Here is an 18409-nt window from a genome sequence, read left to right as displayed (position 1 = left end):
CTAAAAATTAAAATTAAGTGTTAAGCCTAAATCCGCAGTGTTTTCGAGTTTGTTGTATTGGTAATGTGGACTTAAGCTAAGGTTGTCATCAACATTAAACTGTAATAGGTGTGCGTCTATATTAGCATCTAATATATTTAACGCATAAAACCCTATTGTAACCAATAGAGAAAGGTCTTTATTTCGTCTTGCTTGTGTTTGCGCACGCACTAAGGCATCCGAAGAAATGTTGGGTGTATCGCCATCACCATAAAATTCATCATCTTTAAAGCCTGCTAAACGTCTCTTGTAAGCATTTCTATAGCGATCTAGTTGTGTGCTGTTAAAGTCATAGACTAAAATGCCTCCAGTTATTGCGCCCCAAACGATCGGTATTTTCCAATATTTTTTATTGTATGCTTGTCCTAATCCTGGTAATACTGCAGATAAAAATGCCGCTTTTGCTGGTCGTAAGGGATCAATCTCTTTTTTTACCAAAGAGTCATTAGTGATAATTAGTTTGTCTTCAGTGGCAATACTAGTACTGTCAATTGCTATCTGTGAAAAAGAAGATAGCATTGAAAATAGGCCTAATAGAACGGTAAATAAAACTTTATTTGTTATCACGTTTTACTAGTTTTTTAATGCGATTAAAGTCTTCTTCAGAATGAAAAGGAATTGTGATTTTGCCACTGCCGTTTTTTGCAACCTTAACGTCTATTTTATGACCAAAATATTCAGAAAATTCTTTTACGCCTTTTTTGATATGTTTTGGTACTTCAATTTTAGGTGTTTTGGTTTCTAGGTCAGTCGGTTGAGAACCTAAGTTTTTAATAAGTTGCTCTGTTGCTCTTACGGATAATTTATTACTAATTATTTTTTCATAAACCTCTAATTGGTCTATTTGGTTTTCTATGTTTACCATAGCTCTTCCGTGACCCATACTAATAAAGCCATCTCTTATGCCTGTTTGTATAATTGGGTCTAATTTTAGTAAACGTAAATAGTTAGCTATGGTAGACCGTTTTTTACCAACGCGTTCGCTCATTTGCTCTTGAGTAAGATTAATTTCGTCTATTAATCGTTGGTAAGACAAGGCAATCTCAATGGCATCTAAATCTTGTCTTTGAATATTTTCTACCAAAGCCATTTCTAAAGACTCCTGGTCGTTAGCAATTCTTATATAGGCAGGAATAGATTCTAAGCCTATTAATTTTGAAGCTCTAAAACGTCTTTCACCAGAGACTAATTGGTATTTGTTAAAGGCTAATTTTCTAACCGTAATTGGTTGTATAACACCAAGTTCTCGAATAGACGAGGCCAATTCTCTTAAAGATTCTTCATTAAAATTAGTTCTAGGTTGAAATGGGTTCATTTCAATACTTTCTAATTCTAGTTCTACGATATTGCCTACAACCTTATCTGCATTTTTGTCTTCTGCCGAGTTGATTTCGTTTTCAGGATCCTTCAATAGAGCAGAAAGCCCTCTGCCTAAAGCTTGTTTTTTAGTTGCTTTCGCCATTATATATCGTTTTTCTTAATGAGCTCTTTTGCTAAACTCAGATAATTTGCTGCGCCTTTACTACTCACATCGTAATTTATGATACTCTCGCCATAACTTGGAGCTTCACCTAAACGCACATTTCTTTGAATAATGGTTTCAAAAACCATATCACTAAAGTGTTTCTGTACTTCTTCAACCACTTGGTTAGATAATCTTAAACGCGAATCAAACATGGTTAAAAGCATGCCTTCTATGTCTAACGCTTCATTGTGTATTTTTTGTACACTTTTAATAGTATTTAACAGTTTTCCTAAACCTTCAAGGGCAAAATATTCACATTGAATAGGAATAATTACAGAATCTGCAGCCGTTAATGCATTTAGTGTTAACAAGCCTAATGAAGGTGCGCAGTCAATTAAGATGTAATCATAGTCAGATTTTAGGTCATTTATTGCATTTTTAAGCATATACTCTCGAGACTCCTTATCTACTAATTCTATTTCAATGGCAACGAGATCAATATGTGCAGGAATGACATCGACGTTAGGTGCGTTTGAAGCGACTATGGCATCCTTTGCTTTAGCAGAGTGCTCAATTAATTGATAGGAGCCTATTTCTACAGCATCAACATCTATACCTAGCCCAGAACTTGCGTTGGCCTGAGGATCTGCATCAATAAGTAATACTTTTTTTTCTAATACTCCTAACGAAGCTGCTAGATTTACAGAAGTTGTTGTTTTTCCAACACCTCCTTTTTGGTTCGCTATTGCAATGATTTTACCCATCAAATGATTTGGTTTATTATAAGGGCTTAAAATTACGATTATTTACGGGTTTATAAAATTGAAGTTGTTAACATTGATTTAAATAATTTACACAGCACTCGTTAAGTTTTGAAGTGGTTTAATGATTGCTTTTGCCGTTGACCGTGTATCGGTTGGTAATGGTGTTAATTTATGGGTTTTTGTTGGTCTAGGAAAAGTAAAACGTTGTTAAAATACGAATCGCCTCCAACGTGCCAAACATTACTGTGGTTTGCTGTGTCTATTTCAATAAACGTTTTGTTTAAACTTTTAATGTTGTTAAAATTCTCTTTGCCGTAATCTATTTTAATGCGTTCATCTTTATTGCCATGAACGATAAGAATTGGCTGGGTAATATTTGAACAAAATTGACTAGGATTGGCATCATTAGGGTTGAATTCTGCAATTTGGCCTGCTCTGTTAACTAGGTAATTTGTAAAGGGAGTAAAATTAAAGCCGACATGAAGTTTAAAATAATCATTGACTATTGTTCTAAAATCTGAAAATGTACTTTCAATGATTCCGAAGCTAATGCGCTTATCAAAACCCATAGATTGTAAGCCAATTGCTCCACCTAGAGATTGTCCCCAAATACCAATATTGTTAAGGTGTTCTTCATTTATTAAATAGTCTACCACATATTTAACGTCTACTTTTTCATTTACACCAAATGTGCAAAACTGACCTTCGCTTTTTCCGTGTGCTCTAGCGTCTAATGCAACAGAATTGTAGCCATTTTCTGCTAAGAAAGTGCTTAAGTCAAAAAATGTGTCCTTACTGGATCTAATGCCATGTAATAAAATAATAGTGCCTTTGGTAGCGTCTAGTTTTGAGTAAGTTAGTCTTGCCGATAATTTCACACTATCAAAAGATGAGATTGTAAATTCTTTTCTTGAAATGTTATTTTTCGCTTTGGAGGCGATGTTAAAATCTATATTTTTATTTCTTTTGATGAGTCCAACAATAGGATTTCTAATTTCTGTAATTAATCTAGGGATAAAGAAGTGAATAAGGAAAAGGCTTAATATTGAAACAAATAAAAAGACATTTTTAAGGATTTTGATTTTACGCTTTCTCGTGAATTTAGTCATCTATCAATATCTCTAAAATCTGAATTGCGGCATCACTAATTTTTGTTCCTGGACCAAAAACAGCTACAGCACCAGCGTCAAATAAATATTGATAATCTTGCTTTGGGATAACGCCACCAACAATAACCATGATGTCATCGCGACCATATTTTTTTAGTTCTTCTATAACTTGAGGTACAAGCGTTTTATGTCCTGCTGCTAAGGAAGATACACCTAATATGTGAACGTCATTTTCAACAGCTTGCTTTGCGGCTTCTTTAGGTGTTTGAAACAGTGGTCCTATATCTACATCAAAGCCTACATCTGCATAGCCTGTTGCAACTACTTTGGCGCCACGGTCATGACCGTCTTGTCCCATTTTTGCAATCATTATTCTTGGGCGTCTGCCGTCTTGCTGTGCAAATTGATCTGCTAACTCCTTTGCTTTTGCAAAAGAAATGTCGTCTTTAATTTCTTTACTATACACGCCTGAAAATGATTTTATTTGTGCCTTATGTCGTCCGAATTCAGCTTCTAAAGCATCACTAATTTCTCCTAAAGTAGCACGTTTTCTTGCTGCATCTACAGCTAAAGCTAATAAATTTTCTTCATTTGTCTTTGCTGCATTAGTTAATTTTGAAAGCGCTAAAGCAACAGCTTCAGCATCTCTCGTTGCTTTTATAGTGTTTAACCTCTCAATTTGCTGCAAACGCACACTTTGGTTGTCAACTTCTAATGTTGATATTGGGTCTTCCTGTTCTAGTTGGTATTTGTTAACGCCAACAATAATGTCTTGACCGGAATCAATACGTGCTTGTTTTCGTGCTGCAGCCTCTTCAATACGTAATTTGGGTATGCCAGCTTCAATAGCTTTTGTCATTCCGCCTAAGCCTTCAACCTCTTGAATAAGTTCCCAAGCTTTATTAGCAATATCGTCGGTTAGTTTTTCTACGTAGTAACTGCCAGCCCAAGGATCTACGGTTTTAGTAATGTATGTTTCTTCTTGCAGATAGATTTGTGTGTTTCTGGCGATACGTGCAGAAAAATCTGTAGGTAAGGCAATGGCTTCGTCTAGTGCGTTAGTGTGCAAACTTTGTGTGCCTCCAAAAGCTGCGGCAGAGGCTTCAATACATGTTCTGGCGACATTGTTAAAAGGGTCTTGTTCGGTTAGGCTCCAGCCAGAGGTTTGGCAATGTGTTCTGAGTGCTAAGGATTTTTGGTTTTTTGGGTTAAACTGTTTTACTAATTTGGCCCAAAGCATACGCGCTGCTCTCATTTTGGCAATTTCCATGAAATGATTCATGCCTATGGCCCAAAAGAATGAAAGTCGTGGTGCAAAAGTGTCAATATCCATACCAGCCGCTAGACCTTTTCTAATATATTCTAAACCGTCCGCTAACGTATATGCCAATTCAATGTCGCAAGTAGCTCCTGCTTCTTGCATATGGTAGCCTGAAATACTAATACTATTAAATTTAGGCATGTTTTTGCTAGTGAATTCAAAGATGTCCGAAATGATCTTCATCGATGGTGTAGGAGGATAGATGTAAGTGTTTCTTACCATAAACTCCTTTAGGATGTCATTTTGTATGGTTCCTGAGAGTTGTTCTGGTTTTACACCTTGTTCTTCTGCGGCTACAATATAGAAGGCCATGATTGGTAAAACGGCACCATTCATGGTCATAGAAACGGACATTTTATCTAGTGGAATTTGGTCAAATAGAATTTTCATGTCTTCCACAGAATCTATCGCAACACCAGCCTTGCCAACATCGCCAACTACGCGTTCGTGGTCAGAGTCATAGCCTCTGTGTGTTGCTAAATCGAATGCTACTGATAAGCCTTTTTGTCCTGCAGCGAGATTACGTCTATAAAAAGCATTGCTTTCTTCTGCTGTAGAAAAGCCAGCATATTGCCTAATGGTCCATGGTCTACGCACATACATTGTTGAGTATGGGCCACGTAAATATGGCGCTATGCCAGCAACGAAATCAAGGTGTTCGATATTTTTAATGTCATCTTTTGAGTATAACGATTTTACAACGATGTCTTCTGCTGTTAAAAAATCGCTTTCTGTTCTAGAATTTTGATTGTTCGGTGTTGATCCTAGTTCTAAATGTTGAAGATTTTTTCGGCTCATTATAGTATCATTTTTTCTAAATAAGGATCAAAATCTACGTTAAAGCTTGTTGATAGATTTATGAGAACCGTTTTGTTGTTAGATGAAACAAAGTAAACATGTTGAAAAGCGTGATGGTTGAGATTGGTGTTTTCTATTTTGTATATGGCTTTAAAGATTTGAGTGTTGCCAGTAGTGTTGTGTTTTGCGGTTATTTTTGTGTAGGTAAGATCAGTTGTGCTTGCAATGTAATCTTGGTTTTGTCTAATTAGACCTAGTAAAAATTTAGCATCCTGTCTTGAGATTGGTGTATAAGGTATGCTATTAATGGTGTAGGTTGAATATGTTGAATGGTCAAAAAATACGTAATGGTTGCCTTCCATGGCTCTCATGTTTTTTAATCTAGCATGTTCAATTTTTAAGTTGTTATTATCTAATACCAATGAGTCTAATAGTAATTCGTAATCTGCAAAATTGTAACGCTCAAAACTATCTGGAAGTCCTATTTTTATGCCGTCCTTTTCTAAAAGGTGTTGTGTGCTAATGATGTGGTCTGATGCGTTGTTTTGCGTCCAGTCTTTAATTTCTTTTGCAACTTCATAGCAAGACGTAAAAAGCAACAAAATTAGGCTTAGTTTTAGTGCTATTGATTTTTTCAATACCATATATTATTCGTTGTTTAATCTGTTGATTTCCAAATTTTCAGATAATCTTTTCTTAATGATAGGTTCAATAAGTGTTTTGCGTTTTTTTATTTCTAAAAATGGACTGATTTCTAGGTCGTTTTTCATTTTTTCTGCACTATTTGGATATTTATTTGTACCTAAAAGCACACGTTTTTCAGACTCAAAATCAGCTTGTTGTTGCGCTGCACTTTCTTTAATTTTTCTTTGAATTGTTCCGTCTTTTAGTTGTTTTAAAAATCCGCCTTGAGCTTCAATATCTTTAAAAAGTTTAAGTGCTTTTTCTGCAAATTGTTGGGTTAAATTTTCTATATAATAAGCACCATCTGCGGCATTATTGACTTTGTCAAAATAGCTTTCGTTTTTTAAAACTAAAAGTTGGTTTCTGGCAATACGATCTCCAAATTCGTTGGGATTATGAAATAACGAATCGTAAGGAAGATTGTAAACAATATTCGCGCCTCCTAGAATAGCACTCATACATTCTGTTGTGGTTCTAAGTAGGTTAACGTTGTAATCGTAAATGGTTTTATTTCGTTTGCTTGGCGAAGCTATGATTCTGCATTCGGTGTTAAACCCATATTCAGAAGCAAGGGTTGACCATAATTGTCTTAAGGCTCTAAGTTTTGCTATTTCAAAGAAATAATTTGAGCTTGTTGCGATACAAAATGTAACCTTAAGAGAGGATTTAAAAGCTTTAGATGTTAGGGAGTCTAAATGATTTAAGTATTCGTTAGCATGTGCTAAGCTATATGCCAATTGTTGTACAATAGTGGCACCTGCATTTTGATATACATCTACGTTTATACTTAATTGCTTGGTCGATGTTACGATAGCTTTAAAGGTTGTATGATCCTCTTTAAGATTGTAAAACCAATTGCCAGTTGAGGTTAACTGACCTATTATGTCTGTGTGGATGGTTATATTTGATGCTGCAGGAATATTTTGACTGAAGTGATGTACTTTATTTACGAAGTCTTCCGAAAGAAAGCCGCACATTATATCAATGCTATTGTTTTTTAGGTCAATGTCTTTAAGTAGGTCTGTAATAGAAATATCTTCAGAATGAACTTGAAAAATAATATTTTCAGCACCACGATTAATCGCATCTAGGGCTTTAAGGTTAGCTTCGTGAGCTTGGGTAACGACTATGAATTGACTTATTTTCCATTCGGGAATTGAATTTTTTGATGAAAAATCTTGAGTAGGATCCATCTCATCAGCATGGTAAAAAGGTTTAACATCGATACCTTCATTATTTTTCCAAACTAAAGTTTCATTGTAGTCTGCACCTTTGAGATCTACTTGTATTTTTTGTTTCCATGCTTTTGAAGATACATCTTCAAAATCGTTAAATAAGGATTTACTCATCTTGTTGTTGTTTCACTAAGCTGTCTTCATACTCAATTATATAAATATCTTCATTTGGCTTTTTCATGTAGTAATTTTCTCGAGCAGTTCGTTCAATGCCTTCCTCAGTACTTAATTCTTTTATGGCTTTGTCATCTTTAGCCATTTCGTTTTTATAATGTTCTTTTTGGTATTCGAGTTCTTCAATGTCTTTATTCAATTCGTGATGAAAAATCCAAGAATGTGCATCAAAAAACAGCATCCAAACCACAAAAACAGTTAGAACGATTACGTAAATGTTCTTAAAAGGTTTTAGGTATTTAGATTTAAAAAAATTCATTACAAACGTTCGTTAATAATAGTTTTTACAATGTCTACAGCTACTGTATTGTATTTGTTGTTTGGGATAATAATATCGGCATACTCTTTCATTGGTTCTATGAATTGCTGATGCATTGGTTTTAACGTGTTCTGGTAGCGTTGTAAAACTTCATCAATATCTCTTCCGCGCTCTGAAATGTCTCGTTTTAGCCTTCGAATTAATCTTTCATCTGAATCGGCATGTACAAATATTTTGATATCGAAAAGATTTCGAATTTCGGGATGAGAAAGAATAAGTATTCCTTCCACGATCATTACTTTTCTTGGTTTAGTCACAATTATATCTCCAGTTCTATTATGTTTTACAAATGAATATACTGGTTGGTTAATTGATATGCCGTTTTTTAGGTCTTTTAAGTGTTGTTCAAGCAATTCAAAATCAATAGATCTTGGATGGTCAAAATTAATTTTTACGCGTTCTTCAAAACTGAGATGAGTTGTATCCTTATAGTAAGAATCTTGAGAGATAACACCAACTTCGCCTTCTGGCAATTCTTTTAAAATTGTATTGACTACTGTGGTTTTTCCACAGCCTGTTCCACCTGCAATTCCTATTATAAGCATATGATTAATCTTAATTTGTTTGAGTTTTACAAATTTAGTTATTTAAGTATTATAGTATAGTTATAACTTGGAAACTTTCTCAGATGTAACAAAGTTGTCAATCTTATTATCCCAACTATTATTAATATAATTGGTCACATCAGTGACTTCTTCATCGGACAGTCCTAATGCGGTCATTGTTCCGTTGTAAGATGTTCCGTTTACTGTAATTTTTCCTGTCAAACCATATTTAATTGCTTTTATACTTTTGATTTGATTGTTTTTTAGGTAATCTGAATTTGCTAAAGGAGGGAAGACTTTTGGGATACCTTTGCCATTGGGTAAATGGCAAGAAATACAAAAATCATCGTACACAACGCTGCCGCGCTTGATGCTTTCTTTAAGGGAAGATTGATCTTGATTTTCAGAAATGTAATTCTGTTTTTTTTCTTTTGAATGACATGCGATTAACAAAAATAGTAGTGTTAATATTAAAGCGTAGTTTTTCATTTTCTTATCAATTTTACTATGCCTAAATTTTCTATAGCGACATAAATGTAATCATCAGGTCCTTGTTTAACGCATCTTACTCGACCTAAACCATCTAGAAGGCGTTCTTCTTTTATGACTTTATTATCTTCAATAGTGCACATATTTAAGTATTGAAATTTTAGAGAACCAATAAGTAGGTTGTTTTTCCAATTGCCATATACGTCACTGTCAATAAAGGCCATGCCACTTGGCGCAATAGAAGGGTCCCAGTAATGAAAGGGTTGTTCCATGCCTTCTTTTTGAGTAATCTCGGTAAATTTTGTGCCACTATAATTAACACCGTAACTGATTATTGGCCATCCATAGTTAGCGCCTTTTTTAATGATATTGATTTCATCACCACCTTTAGGGCCATGTTCGTTTGTCCATATTTCTTTGGTAACAGGATGTATAGTCATGCCTTGAGGGTTTCTGTGGCCGTAGGAATATATCGCTGTTTTAGCGTTGTAATCATTAATAAATGGGTTGTCTTCTGGAATAGAGCCATCTGCATTAAGTCTATATATTTTTCCACAGTCCTTTGTGATATCTTGTGGGTTTTCGTCTCTATTGCCACGATCGCCAATGGAAAAGAATAAAAATCCTTTGTCATCAAACACTAGTCTAGATCCAAAATGCTGTCCTTTTGTGGTGTTAGGTAGTGCTTTATATAGTACTTCTAAATGGGTTAAGCTATCGTTTTCTAGTTTTGCTCTTGCAATGGCTGTATTTCCTCCAGAGTTTTCTCCTTTGGTTGATGCATAAGTAAAATATAGCCAGCCATTTGTTTTGTATTCTGGATGTAATGCGATATCTAGTAAACCGCCTTGACCTCTATTATAAATTTCGGGTAAGCCAGAAATAATTGTTTTTTTTTCGTCTTTAAAGTGAATTAGCGATCCTGACTTTTCTGTTATGAGAAGTGATTTGTCTGGTAAAAATGTAAAACCCCATGGAATATTTAAATCTGGCACAATGACTTCATAACCGTTTTCGGTATTTAATGGCGTCTTGTCTTGGGCACAAGCTAATGTAGTGCATACTGTAAAACTAATTATGAGGTGTCTTAATTTCATGTAAATTTTATAAAAAATAAGATTAGATTTTAAAGTTAACTAAATGTTGCTAGATTATAAAGAAAAACTCTATATTTGCAGTCCGAAAAAAGGGATACCAAAATTCGGGGTGTAGCGTAGCCCGGTTATCGCGCCACGTTTGGGACGTGGAGGCCGCAGGTTCGAATCCTGCCACCCCGACTTTTTAATAAAAAAAGCTCAGCATTTGCTGAGCTTTTTTTATTAAATTAAAATTGTAGTAAAGCGTTTCTTTAAAACGTTTAAAAAAAATCTTATTTGTTAATGTAAATTGTTTTTTTGTTGACAAATGCCAACATACCTTCTTTAGATAGTTCTCTTCCGTAGCCCGATATTTTAGTGCCACCAAAAGGTAATCTTGGATCTGATTTTACCATCTCATTAATAAAAAAAGCACCATCTTCTATCTCTGAAATACGTTTAGAGGCTGCTTCATAATTAGATGTAAATACCATTGTTCCCAAACCAAATCTTGATTGAGAGGCACAATTATAAGCTTCATCTTCGTCTTTTACTTTAATGATTGCCGCTACAGGTCCAAAAGTTTCTTCTTTAAAAACAGGCATTTCTGCTGAAACATTGGTTAGTAGCGTAGGATGGTAATAAGCGCCATCTCGTTGATGTCCCATTAAAACTTTAGCACCTAAGTCTATAGATTTATTAACCTGTTCTTCTAAAATTTGAGCTAAATCTTCACGCGCAAGACAAGACATAGTAGTAGTTTCATCTGTAGGATTGCCATAGTTTAAGTCTTCTACTTTAGATTTAAATTGCTTAATAAATTCATCATATATTTCTTCAACTACTATAAATCGTTTAGCAGCAATACAACTTTGACCAGAGTTTTGCATTCTTGCTTTAACCATTGTATCCATATGTTTTTCTAAATCGGCATCTTTTAAAACAATACAAGCATTGTTTCCGCCTAACTCTAACAGAGATGGTTTAAGGTTTTTACCTGCCAATTCTGCTATTTTTCTTCCGGCTTTTTCACTTCCAGTTAATGAAACGGCTTTAACGATATCATTTTTTATAATAGTTTCTATACCATCATGATCTGTAACGAGAGTTTGAAAACAACCTTTTGGAAATCCGGCATCTATAAATAAATTTTCAATGGCAATAGCACAACCTGTAACGTTAGAGGCATGTTTCAATAGCCCAACATTACCTGCTGTTAAGGTTGGTATGGCAAATCTAAAAACTTGCCAAAAAGGGTAATTCCAAGGCATAACAGCCAAAATGCAACCCAATGGGTCGTAACTTATAAAGCTTTCGTGCGCTTCCGTTTCAATAATGTCATCTTGTAAAAACTGGTCAGAATTAACAATATAGAAATCTATTAATAAGGTGCATTTTTCAATTTCTGCTTTACTTTCTAGAATTGGTTTACCCATTTCCTTTGTCATCAGTTCACTTAATTCAGCTTTCTTTTTATCCATTTCATTCGCAAGATTTTGTAATAATTTAATGCGTTTAGAAATTTTTAAAACTTTCCAATCTTTTTGTGCACTGTCAGCCAATTCTAATTTGTTATTTAAAACGTCTTTAGTATCTAAAGTATAGGTTTTAAGTGTGTCTCCTTTATAGGGATTGTATGTTGTGATTTCTGTTGTCATAGTCAATTTTTTCTATTGCAAATTTAAATGTATTCAATTTTATGTTTTAATGCTATTGCTATAATGTTTAACGCTAACAATAAATAGCATTACAGCTAACATCGCTATCTAAAGAGTTAAGCTATACTTAGTGTTGGTCATACCTTTGTATCACAGCAAAGCGCTGAATATAAAATATAATTAAAACGAAAAAACAATTATGAGTAATAACGGAAATACAGTATTAGGAATATTTGCAGGAACAGCAGTAGGAGCAGTATTAGGCATCTTATTTGCGCCAGATAAAGGAAGTGTAACAAGACAGAGAATTGCTGACGAAGCTGCTTCAAAAAGAGATTTAATGGCAGAGAAAGCAACGGAACTTAGAGATTCTTTAGGTAACACAATTTCTTCGCATAAAGAGAATTTAGATCACCAAGTAGAATCTATAGTATCTAACGCCAGTTATAAAGCTGAAGATGTAATTACAACGCTTGAAGCTAAATTGAAAGATTTGAAAGCAAAGAATAAGAATTTACAGAAAAAAGCCTAATTGATGAGTGTATTTGAAGACATAAATCAAACCACAGAAAAAGCATCTAATGCTGGTGAACGCTATATTAAATCATCTCACCAATATCTTAGATTAAAGATTTTTCAACAGTTAATCTTGTCATTGAGTTTAATGGCTAAGGTACTAGCTGTTGGTAGTCTTTTATTTGCAGGCCTTGTATTCTTGTCTGTTGCAGGTGCAATGGAATTGAGTAGGCTTCTTCAAAGTCATTCATTAGGCTTTTTACTTATGGGACTCATTTATATAGCTATGGCAATATTAATATACCTATTTAGAGCTAAATTTAATAGCTTAATTATAAAAAAGGTAGGACCAAATTTTTTCAATTAGCATGAAGACATACACATCATTTAAAGATATAAATAACGATTTAAAACGTTATAAACTAGAGCGCGATATTGCCTGGGAAGAGTTAAAACTTATAAAAAATGAATATAAGGAAGATTTACAACCCTTAAATTGGGTGAGTACAGCTTTAAAATTAACAGGTAAATACAGCCTTATTGCTTTAATTAAAAAATGGCTATTTAAAAGATAATTTAGCTAACCATAACTTTAGACGGAATTTGTTTACTAAACTCATTTGGTGAAATTCCATATTTGTCTTTAAAGATTTTAGAAAAATAACTTCTACTAGTAAACCCAATAGTATAAACCACTTGTGAGATATTTAAATCACTAGTTTTTAATAAATCTCTAGCTAATTCTAATCTTACATGCCTTATAAATTCTGTAACAGTTCTGGTGTATAAAAATTTAAAGCCATCTTGAAGCTTGGCTTGCGACAAACCAGATTCAATGGATAAATCTTCTAAATTATACGATTTAGCAGGATTTTTTAATATTTGCTCACCAATTTTTCTAACTCGTTTTAGTTCGCTTTTAACTAACGATGTTGGTAATTCTACACCTTGAGATTGTCTATTGTATTGCTGTATGTGCAAAGATAAAATCTCGTAAACTTTAGCTTCCATTTTTAAAATACGCAACATCCCTTTTGTTTTAATGTTGTGCAATTTTTTTACATGGTCTGCCATTTTTAAATTAAGCGAACCATGATGATAAAAACGATTGTCGTGGTCAGTATCTACAAATACTTCTTGTAGTTTTTTATTTAATGTAGAAACCTTTGTTGTACGTTTCTTTAAAAAGTCTTTCCTAACTATTTGAATAATATTAGTTTCAATAGCTACATTTTTTTTAAAATGTAAACAATTAATACCATCCGTTTTATTGGTAAAAATTAACGTTTGAAACTGTTCTATCAAAGCTTCTCTGCTATGAATACTAAAGCGATGTAAAAATTCACCTTTTAGATTGTAAATAAAACGAATAGGATTAAATTCTGTAGCCTCTATTTTTAAAACAACGTCGTTAAAAAAGACAATATCATAAATCATAAGATTTACACCCCAATCAAACGGGATGACCTTCACTGTGCCATTCGCTTTTTTGTTATCAACAACTAAGGTACATTCTCCCCAACGTTCTAATATTTCTCCTCCAATATTAGTTTGAAGTTGTTCTATAATGTCTTTTGTGTTTTCGGCACTAATAGCTATTTCTGTCATAAATTATTTACTAACATTAGTTGTTAAATATACTGGACACTAGTTTCTGTTTTTTAAAGCGTAGAAACACTTAATCGGTTTATTAAAAAACACATTTTCTTTCGCATCGTTTAATACAAATAAAAAAATGTGGATTGTTTTAATGTAAAGATAAATGAAATTTGGTTTGAAAATTTATTTTTTATTCGGATACCGTTAATCATTACATCTAATGAGCAAAGTCTGTAACTGCTGTTAATCTATATTTGAATAGGTCATTTTTCTCATTTCTTAAGATAGAATCCGAACGTAAGCGGTTGGTCTATAGTTAAGAGGAATGATCAATAGAATTAAATTTTAAACGATTAAAATACCATGTCAATAGCTAATTAAAAATAATGAAGATTTAGCGCGTTGGCAAAAAATACAAAGATGTAATATGGCACGAATCTCATCAAATAGTGCCATTAATTTTAAACTATAAAAAAATGAGTACTTACACAGAACAAGTTGGAAAAAAACTAAATAACTTATTAGAAAAAACATACGATGCTGAAAAAGGGTTTACGAAAGCGGCTGACCATATTGAACACAACGTCTTAAAAACATACTTTAGGCATAAAGCTCAAGAGCGTTTCAACTTTGGTAGAGAATTAAAGCAAGAAATTAGAAGTTTTAACCAAGATGTAGAGACAGGAGGAAGTCTAGCAGGTGCAACTCATCGTGCATGGATGGATATTAAAAGTGTGTTTTCAGCAAGTGATGAAGAGTCTATGCTAAATGAGGCTATTAGAGGAGAAAAGGCAGCAATTGAAGAATATGAGGATTTGTTAAACGAAACAAGTCTTCCGATGAGTACCAAATCTATACTCCAATCTCAAAAATCTATAATTAATAATGGGTTGGCTAAAATTAATGCCTTAGAAGATATTTATTAATGACAAAGTGGCTAACGTTAGCAATTAGAAAGGTGTCAAGTATTATTGGCACTTTTTTTATACAATGTTTTTAAATGCGTTAGTCATCTCATCATTTGCGTTAAGGTGTCATCATTAGCCTTCGTATTTTTATACTAAGACATTAGATAGGCTAATTTCTGGTATAAATTTAAAAAATCAAAAATATGTTACGTTGGACGATCACATTCATTATAATAGCAATCATAGCAGCTGTATTAGGCTTCGGAGGCATTGCAGGAGCAGCAGCAGGAATTGCTAAAATTATCTTCTTTATATTTTTAGTACTATTTGTACTTTCTTTATTAAAAGGAATCGTTAAGAAATAAATAGTTAACCCATAAATAAAACAAGTCTAGAGTTAATACCTCTAGGCTTTTTTTTTGTTTTCACGGAAAACCGTGATAAATTAAGTCATACTAATATTTAATATTGCCATACCAAATCGCACAAAACAGTAAAACATTACTTTTGTGTCTAGAATTTTAAAATCGTAATGCAAATTAAAAATCCACTTTTTCTTTTATTCGGAATTTTATGCCTTTTTGGTCATGGCCAAAATGATATAAATTTTAAGGCCTTTGGTCATATGCCTCAAGTGGTAAGTAATCGTCTTCATGTTAACTTAAACGCTTCAGAATCACAACAAGTTAGGTTTCAATATTTAGATACGATCGCTCAGATTTATTTAAAATCTGGTCACGCAGATTCACTGATGCATTATGCGCAATTGATAAAAAGTGAAGCATATTACAAAGATTCTACCTATCAAAATATAAGAAACATTAGACTAAACGCCTTGTATTTTGAAGGTGTTGCGACTCAAAAAATGGGTTTGTTTGATGAGGCCATAAAATCTTATATTCTTGGGATAGAACAATCTACCTCAGAACATAATATTCAAAATTATTTAAAATTACAGCTTGCCGAAACTTATTTATATAAAGGCGAATTTCAAAAATCTCAGACATTATTAGAAGAATTACCTCAAACCAAGAACGATCAAGATTTTTATTTAAAGAATGTCATCGTAAAAAGCCTTTATTTAATCTTAAATAAGGAATATGATTTGGCTAAAACGATGATAGATAGTGCGTTGTCTGAAGGGTTTTTGTTAGATTTTCCAAAAGAAAAACTACAACTACAACTCAATTTGTCTGAAATAGAATTAAGAAACGCTCATTTTAATAAATTGATTCATTCTGCTGAGCAAGTAAAGGTTGAAGCCTTAAATAAAGGGTTTTATGATGTGTTTATAGCGGCAACGTTAAAAGTTGGATATGGTTATGCGATGTTAAAAAACTACGATATTGCAGAAATGGCATTAAGTACAGCTTACGTGAATACAGTGCAATGGAACCGTTTAGAATTGCAACAAAACGTTATCAGTGCCTTAGTAAAACTCTATACTGTAAAAGAGGATTATAAAAATGCGTATAGTCTAATGACGCAATATCAAAGTATTAGAAAGGAAATAGCTAGCAAACAAAATCAAAGATTAGTAAAGGATTTAGAACTAAAATATGAAACCTTAAAAAAGGAAAAGGAAATTAATAAATTACAAGAAGATCAAATATTGAAGACGGCAGAAATAAAGCGTCAGTCTACCATAAAATATGCCTTTTTAATTGGTTTTATAGTTATTTTAATTCCTGTAATTTTATTGTTAATAGTGTATTATCAAAAATTACAGACACAAAGTTTATTAAATAAGCAACAAGACGCCATTAACCAACAAGAAGTAAAAACCTTATTGCAATCGCAAGAATTAGAATTGGCAAAAAATGCGATGGCAGTTCAGGCAAAAGAGCGCGACAGAATAGCGAGAGAGTTGCACGACAGTATTGGTGGTAATTTGGCAGGCATAAAATTAAAAATGAATAGTTTAGGAGATCATCAACCCGAGTTTAGGCAAATCCTAAATCAGCTCGATGCAACGTATAATCAGGTTAGAGATATCTCGCATAGTTTAATTCCTAAAGAATTTGAAACTTCAGCCTTTACCGTTTTAGTGACCAATTATATTGAAAACATCAGTGAAGATGTGTCCGTGAAATTACGTTTTGATGCGTATCCAAAAGACGCTATAAATGCCATAGAAGTCACCTTGCAAGTGGCATTGTTTAATATTATAAAAGAACTAATTACTAATGCTTTAAAACATGCAAAAGCGGAAGAAGTTAGTATTCAATTAACATCTTTATCAGAAGAAAACAGCTTAGAACTTATCTATGAGGATGATGGTGTTGGGTTTAATTTAGATATAGAACATAAAGGTATAGGACTAAGTAATATAGAAGCCAGAGTTGCCGAGTTTAAGGGCACCATTTCAATAAATACAGCAAAAAACAGAGGCACTGTTATAAGTATAAGCTTACCACAAAAATAAATTATGAATACACCATTTTCAATTATAATCGCAGATGATCACTCCATGTTTTTAGATGGATTAACTAGTATTTTAGCAGAAGAACCATCAATAAATATTGTGCTTACTGCAAAAACAGGAACGCAGGTTTTAAAATATTTAAGAATCAATACAGAAGAAAAAATTGATTTGGTAATTACTGATATAAACATGCCAGAAATGGATGGTGTAGAACTCAATGCAGCTATAAAAGAGGAGTTTCCAAAAATAAAGACCTTAGTGGTTAGCATGCTAGAAGACGCTAAAAAAATAAAGACCTTAACGGAAGCAAATGCTAATGGCTATATTTCTAAAAATGCTGAAAAAACCGAATTACTTAAAGCGATAAAATCCATATTAGATGGACAGAATTATTTTTCGCCTCGTATAAAGCAAGTTTTAATGGAAGCTATGTTTTCAGAAAAGTCCGAACCAGAAATAGCTTTAAGTAAACGAGAAACCGAAGTACTAAAACTCATTGCGCAAGAATTTACAACCCAAGAAATTGCAGATCAATTATTTTTAAGTAAACATACTATTGAAAGTTATCGTAAAAACTTAATATCTAAATTGGGTGTTCGAAATTTAGCAGGTTTAACGCGCTACGCTGTAGAAAAAGGTATGTTAGATTAAATTCTAGACCACATTTTTATATAACTAATACAAAAACAGGCCATTGGGTCTGTTTTTTTGTAACTTAATATCGCTATCCCTGAAAACAGGGTAATCATTTTTACTACTTACCGTCTGTTTCAGGCGTGCTTATTTACTGAAATTTGTATCATAAATAATAACATAATTAACCATTAAAAATTAGAACTTATGATTTACGGAATTTCATTAATCCTTTTAAGCATTATCGCAGTACCATCACTTATTTTATCAAAAAAGCCTAACGCACAAGAGTTGTTAGACAAAGTAGCACCTTACCAAGGTTGGATTGGTATTGTCTTTTGCTTCTTTGGTGTTTGGGGAATTATTTCAGCCTTCCTTAATATGGGTTGGTTGTCAGTAGCACCTGTGTGGTGGATCACATTATTAGCTGGTAGTTTTGTTGAAGCCACTCTAGGATTTATGCTAGGTTTTGGTATGATTAATAAACTATTGTTAAGTAAAAACGAAGCCGCTAAAGAAAAAGCAGCAAAATTGAGAGAGAAATTAGCGCCTAAGCTTGGAAAATTGGGCATATTAGGACTCATAGTAGGCGGTTGGATGATTGCAGCATCATTTATGTTCACAGTCTAATAGGATAAAGATTTCAAAATAA

Annotated in this window: 21 protein-coding genes and 1 tRNA gene; 9 read left to right on the top strand and 13 right to left on the bottom strand. The window is 33.2% G+C overall.

Features of this window, described 5'->3' with window-relative positions; translation table 11 throughout:
• From HNV08_RS10685 to HNV08_RS10635, 11 genes are all read right to left on the bottom strand, one after another.
• Nucleotides 1–603 (bottom strand): DUF5683 domain-containing protein, encoded by a 603-nt coding sequence (locus tag HNV08_RS10685; protein WP_173281449.1) that lies wholly within the window; start codon nucleotides 601–603, stop codon nucleotides 1–3.
• Nucleotides 593–1501: a ParB/RepB/Spo0J family partition protein gene (locus tag HNV08_RS10680; RefSeq protein WP_173281306.1), complete on the bottom strand. Its 909-nt coding sequence runs from the start codon at nucleotides 1499–1501 to the stop codon at nucleotides 593–595. The genes HNV08_RS10685 and HNV08_RS10680 overlap by 11 nt, the downstream gene beginning before the upstream one ends.
• On the bottom strand, nucleotides 1501–2268 hold the full coding sequence (locus HNV08_RS10675; protein WP_173281305.1) for a ParA family protein: 768 nt from the start codon (nucleotides 2266–2268) through the stop codon (nucleotides 1501–1503). The genes HNV08_RS10680 and HNV08_RS10675 overlap by 1 nt, the downstream gene beginning before the upstream one ends.
• Nucleotides 2269–2432: 164 nt before the next feature.
• On the bottom strand, nucleotides 2433–3377 hold the full coding sequence (locus HNV08_RS10670; protein ID WP_173281304.1) for an alpha/beta hydrolase: 945 nt from the start codon (nucleotides 3375–3377) through the stop codon (nucleotides 2433–2435).
• A complete protein-coding gene (gene scpA, locus HNV08_RS10665) occupies nucleotides 3370–5496 on the bottom strand; it encodes a methylmalonyl-CoA mutase (RefSeq protein WP_173281303.1) in 2127 nt (708 codons plus the stop codon). The genes HNV08_RS10670 and scpA overlap by 8 nt, the downstream gene beginning before the upstream one ends.
• Nucleotides 5496–6134, bottom strand: coding sequence for a hypothetical protein (locus HNV08_RS10660; protein WP_173281302.1), 639 nt, complete (start codon nucleotides 6132–6134; stop codon nucleotides 5496–5498). Before HNV08_RS10660 ends, scpA begins: the two co-directional genes overlap by 1 nt.
• A gap of 9 nt (nucleotides 6135–6143) precedes the next feature.
• Nucleotides 6144–7529 (bottom strand): methylmalonyl-CoA mutase subunit beta, encoded by a 1386-nt coding sequence (locus HNV08_RS10655; RefSeq protein WP_173281301.1) that lies wholly within the window; start codon nucleotides 7527–7529, stop codon nucleotides 6144–6146.
• A complete protein-coding gene (locus HNV08_RS10650) occupies nucleotides 7522–7848 on the bottom strand; it encodes an FtsB family cell division protein (protein WP_173281300.1) in 327 nt (108 codons plus the stop codon). Before HNV08_RS10650 ends, HNV08_RS10655 begins: the two co-directional genes overlap by 8 nt.
• Nucleotides 7848–8468: a uridine kinase gene (gene udk, locus HNV08_RS10645; protein ID WP_317170237.1), complete on the bottom strand. Its 621-nt coding sequence runs from the start codon at nucleotides 8466–8468 to the stop codon at nucleotides 7848–7850. Before udk ends, HNV08_RS10650 begins: the two co-directional genes overlap by 1 nt.
• Nucleotides 8469–8513: 45 nt before the next feature.
• A complete protein-coding gene (locus HNV08_RS10640) occupies nucleotides 8514–8942 on the bottom strand; it encodes a c-type cytochrome (RefSeq protein WP_173281298.1) in 429 nt (142 codons plus the stop codon).
• Nucleotides 8939–10039 (bottom strand): PQQ-dependent sugar dehydrogenase, encoded by a 1101-nt coding sequence (locus tag HNV08_RS10635; protein WP_173281297.1) that lies wholly within the window; start codon nucleotides 10037–10039, stop codon nucleotides 8939–8941. The genes HNV08_RS10640 and HNV08_RS10635 overlap by 4 nt, the downstream gene beginning before the upstream one ends.
• 105 nt (nucleotides 10040–10144) lie before the next feature.
• On the opposite strand from HNV08_RS10635, the gene HNV08_RS10630 reads away from it, so the two are divergent.
• Nucleotides 10145–10219: transfer RNA gene (locus HNV08_RS10630), tRNA-Pro, on the top strand.
• 92 nt (nucleotides 10220–10311) lie between these two features.
• On the opposite strand, the gene HNV08_RS10625 is transcribed toward HNV08_RS10630, so the two are convergent.
• Nucleotides 10312–11676, bottom strand: a complete 1365-nt coding sequence (locus tag HNV08_RS10625; RefSeq protein WP_173281296.1) for an NAD-dependent succinate-semialdehyde dehydrogenase — start codon at nucleotides 11674–11676, stop codon at nucleotides 10312–10314.
• A 199-nt stretch (nucleotides 11677–11875) separates the two neighbouring features.
• On the opposite strand from HNV08_RS10625, the gene HNV08_RS10620 reads away from it, so the two are divergent.
• Genes HNV08_RS10620 through HNV08_RS10610 form a run of 3 tightly spaced genes read left to right on the top strand, consistent with a single transcriptional unit; the run spans nucleotide 11876 to nucleotide 12767 of the window.
• On the top strand, nucleotides 11876–12208 hold the full coding sequence (locus tag HNV08_RS10620; protein WP_173281295.1) for a YtxH domain-containing protein: 333 nt from the start codon (nucleotides 11876–11878) through the stop codon (nucleotides 12206–12208).
• A gap of 3 nt (nucleotides 12209–12211) precedes the next feature.
• Complete coding sequence (locus HNV08_RS10615) at nucleotides 12212–12559, top strand: hypothetical protein (protein WP_173281294.1); 348 nt, start codon at nucleotides 12212–12214, stop codon at nucleotides 12557–12559.
• 1 nt (nucleotide 12560) lies between these two features.
• Nucleotides 12561–12767 carry a DUF6327 family protein gene (locus HNV08_RS10610; RefSeq protein ID WP_173281293.1) on the top strand — a complete coding sequence of 69 codons (207 nt, stop codon included), beginning with the start codon at nucleotides 12561–12563 and terminating at the stop codon, nucleotides 12765–12767.
• A 1-nt stretch (nucleotide 12768) separates the two neighbouring features.
• Here HNV08_RS10610 and HNV08_RS10605 read toward each other — a convergent pair whose 3' ends face one another.
• Nucleotides 12769–13800, bottom strand: coding sequence for a helix-turn-helix domain-containing protein (locus HNV08_RS10605; RefSeq protein ID WP_173281292.1), 1032 nt, complete (start codon nucleotides 13798–13800; stop codon nucleotides 12769–12771).
• 467 nt (nucleotides 13801–14267) lie between these two features.
• Here HNV08_RS10605 and HNV08_RS10600 point away from each other — a divergent pair, with 467 nt between their 5' ends.
• The 5 genes from HNV08_RS10600 (at nucleotide 14268) to HNV08_RS10580 (ending at nucleotide 18387) form a co-directional block, all read left to right on the top strand.
• A complete protein-coding gene (locus tag HNV08_RS10600) occupies nucleotides 14268–14717 on the top strand; it encodes a ferritin-like domain-containing protein (protein WP_173281291.1) in 450 nt (149 codons plus the stop codon).
• 185 nt (nucleotides 14718–14902) lie between these two features.
• Complete coding sequence (locus HNV08_RS10595) at nucleotides 14903–15064, top strand: DUF1328 family protein (RefSeq protein ID WP_173281290.1); 162 nt, start codon at nucleotides 14903–14905, stop codon at nucleotides 15062–15064.
• A gap of 167 nt (nucleotides 15065–15231) precedes the next feature.
• Nucleotides 15232–17124, top strand: a complete 1893-nt coding sequence (locus HNV08_RS10590) for a sensor histidine kinase (protein ID WP_173281289.1) — start codon at nucleotides 15232–15234, stop codon at nucleotides 17122–17124.
• Nucleotides 17125–17127: 3 nt separating this feature from the next.
• Nucleotides 17128–17775 (top strand): response regulator transcription factor, encoded by a 648-nt coding sequence (locus tag HNV08_RS10585; protein ID WP_173281288.1) that lies wholly within the window; start codon nucleotides 17128–17130, stop codon nucleotides 17773–17775.
• Between the two features lie 189 nt (nucleotides 17776–17964).
• Nucleotides 17965–18387: a hypothetical protein gene (locus HNV08_RS10580; RefSeq protein ID WP_173281287.1), complete on the top strand. Its 423-nt coding sequence runs from the start codon at nucleotides 17965–17967 to the stop codon at nucleotides 18385–18387.
• The last annotated feature ends 22 nt before the right edge of the window (nucleotides 18388–18409 follow it).

It is taken from the genome of Winogradskyella eckloniae, from assembly GCF_013249045.1.
Taxonomy (GTDB): Bacteria; Bacteroidota; Bacteroidia; order Flavobacteriales; family Flavobacteriaceae; genus Winogradskyella; species Winogradskyella eckloniae.
This window is presented reverse-complemented; position numbering and strand designations above follow the sequence as displayed.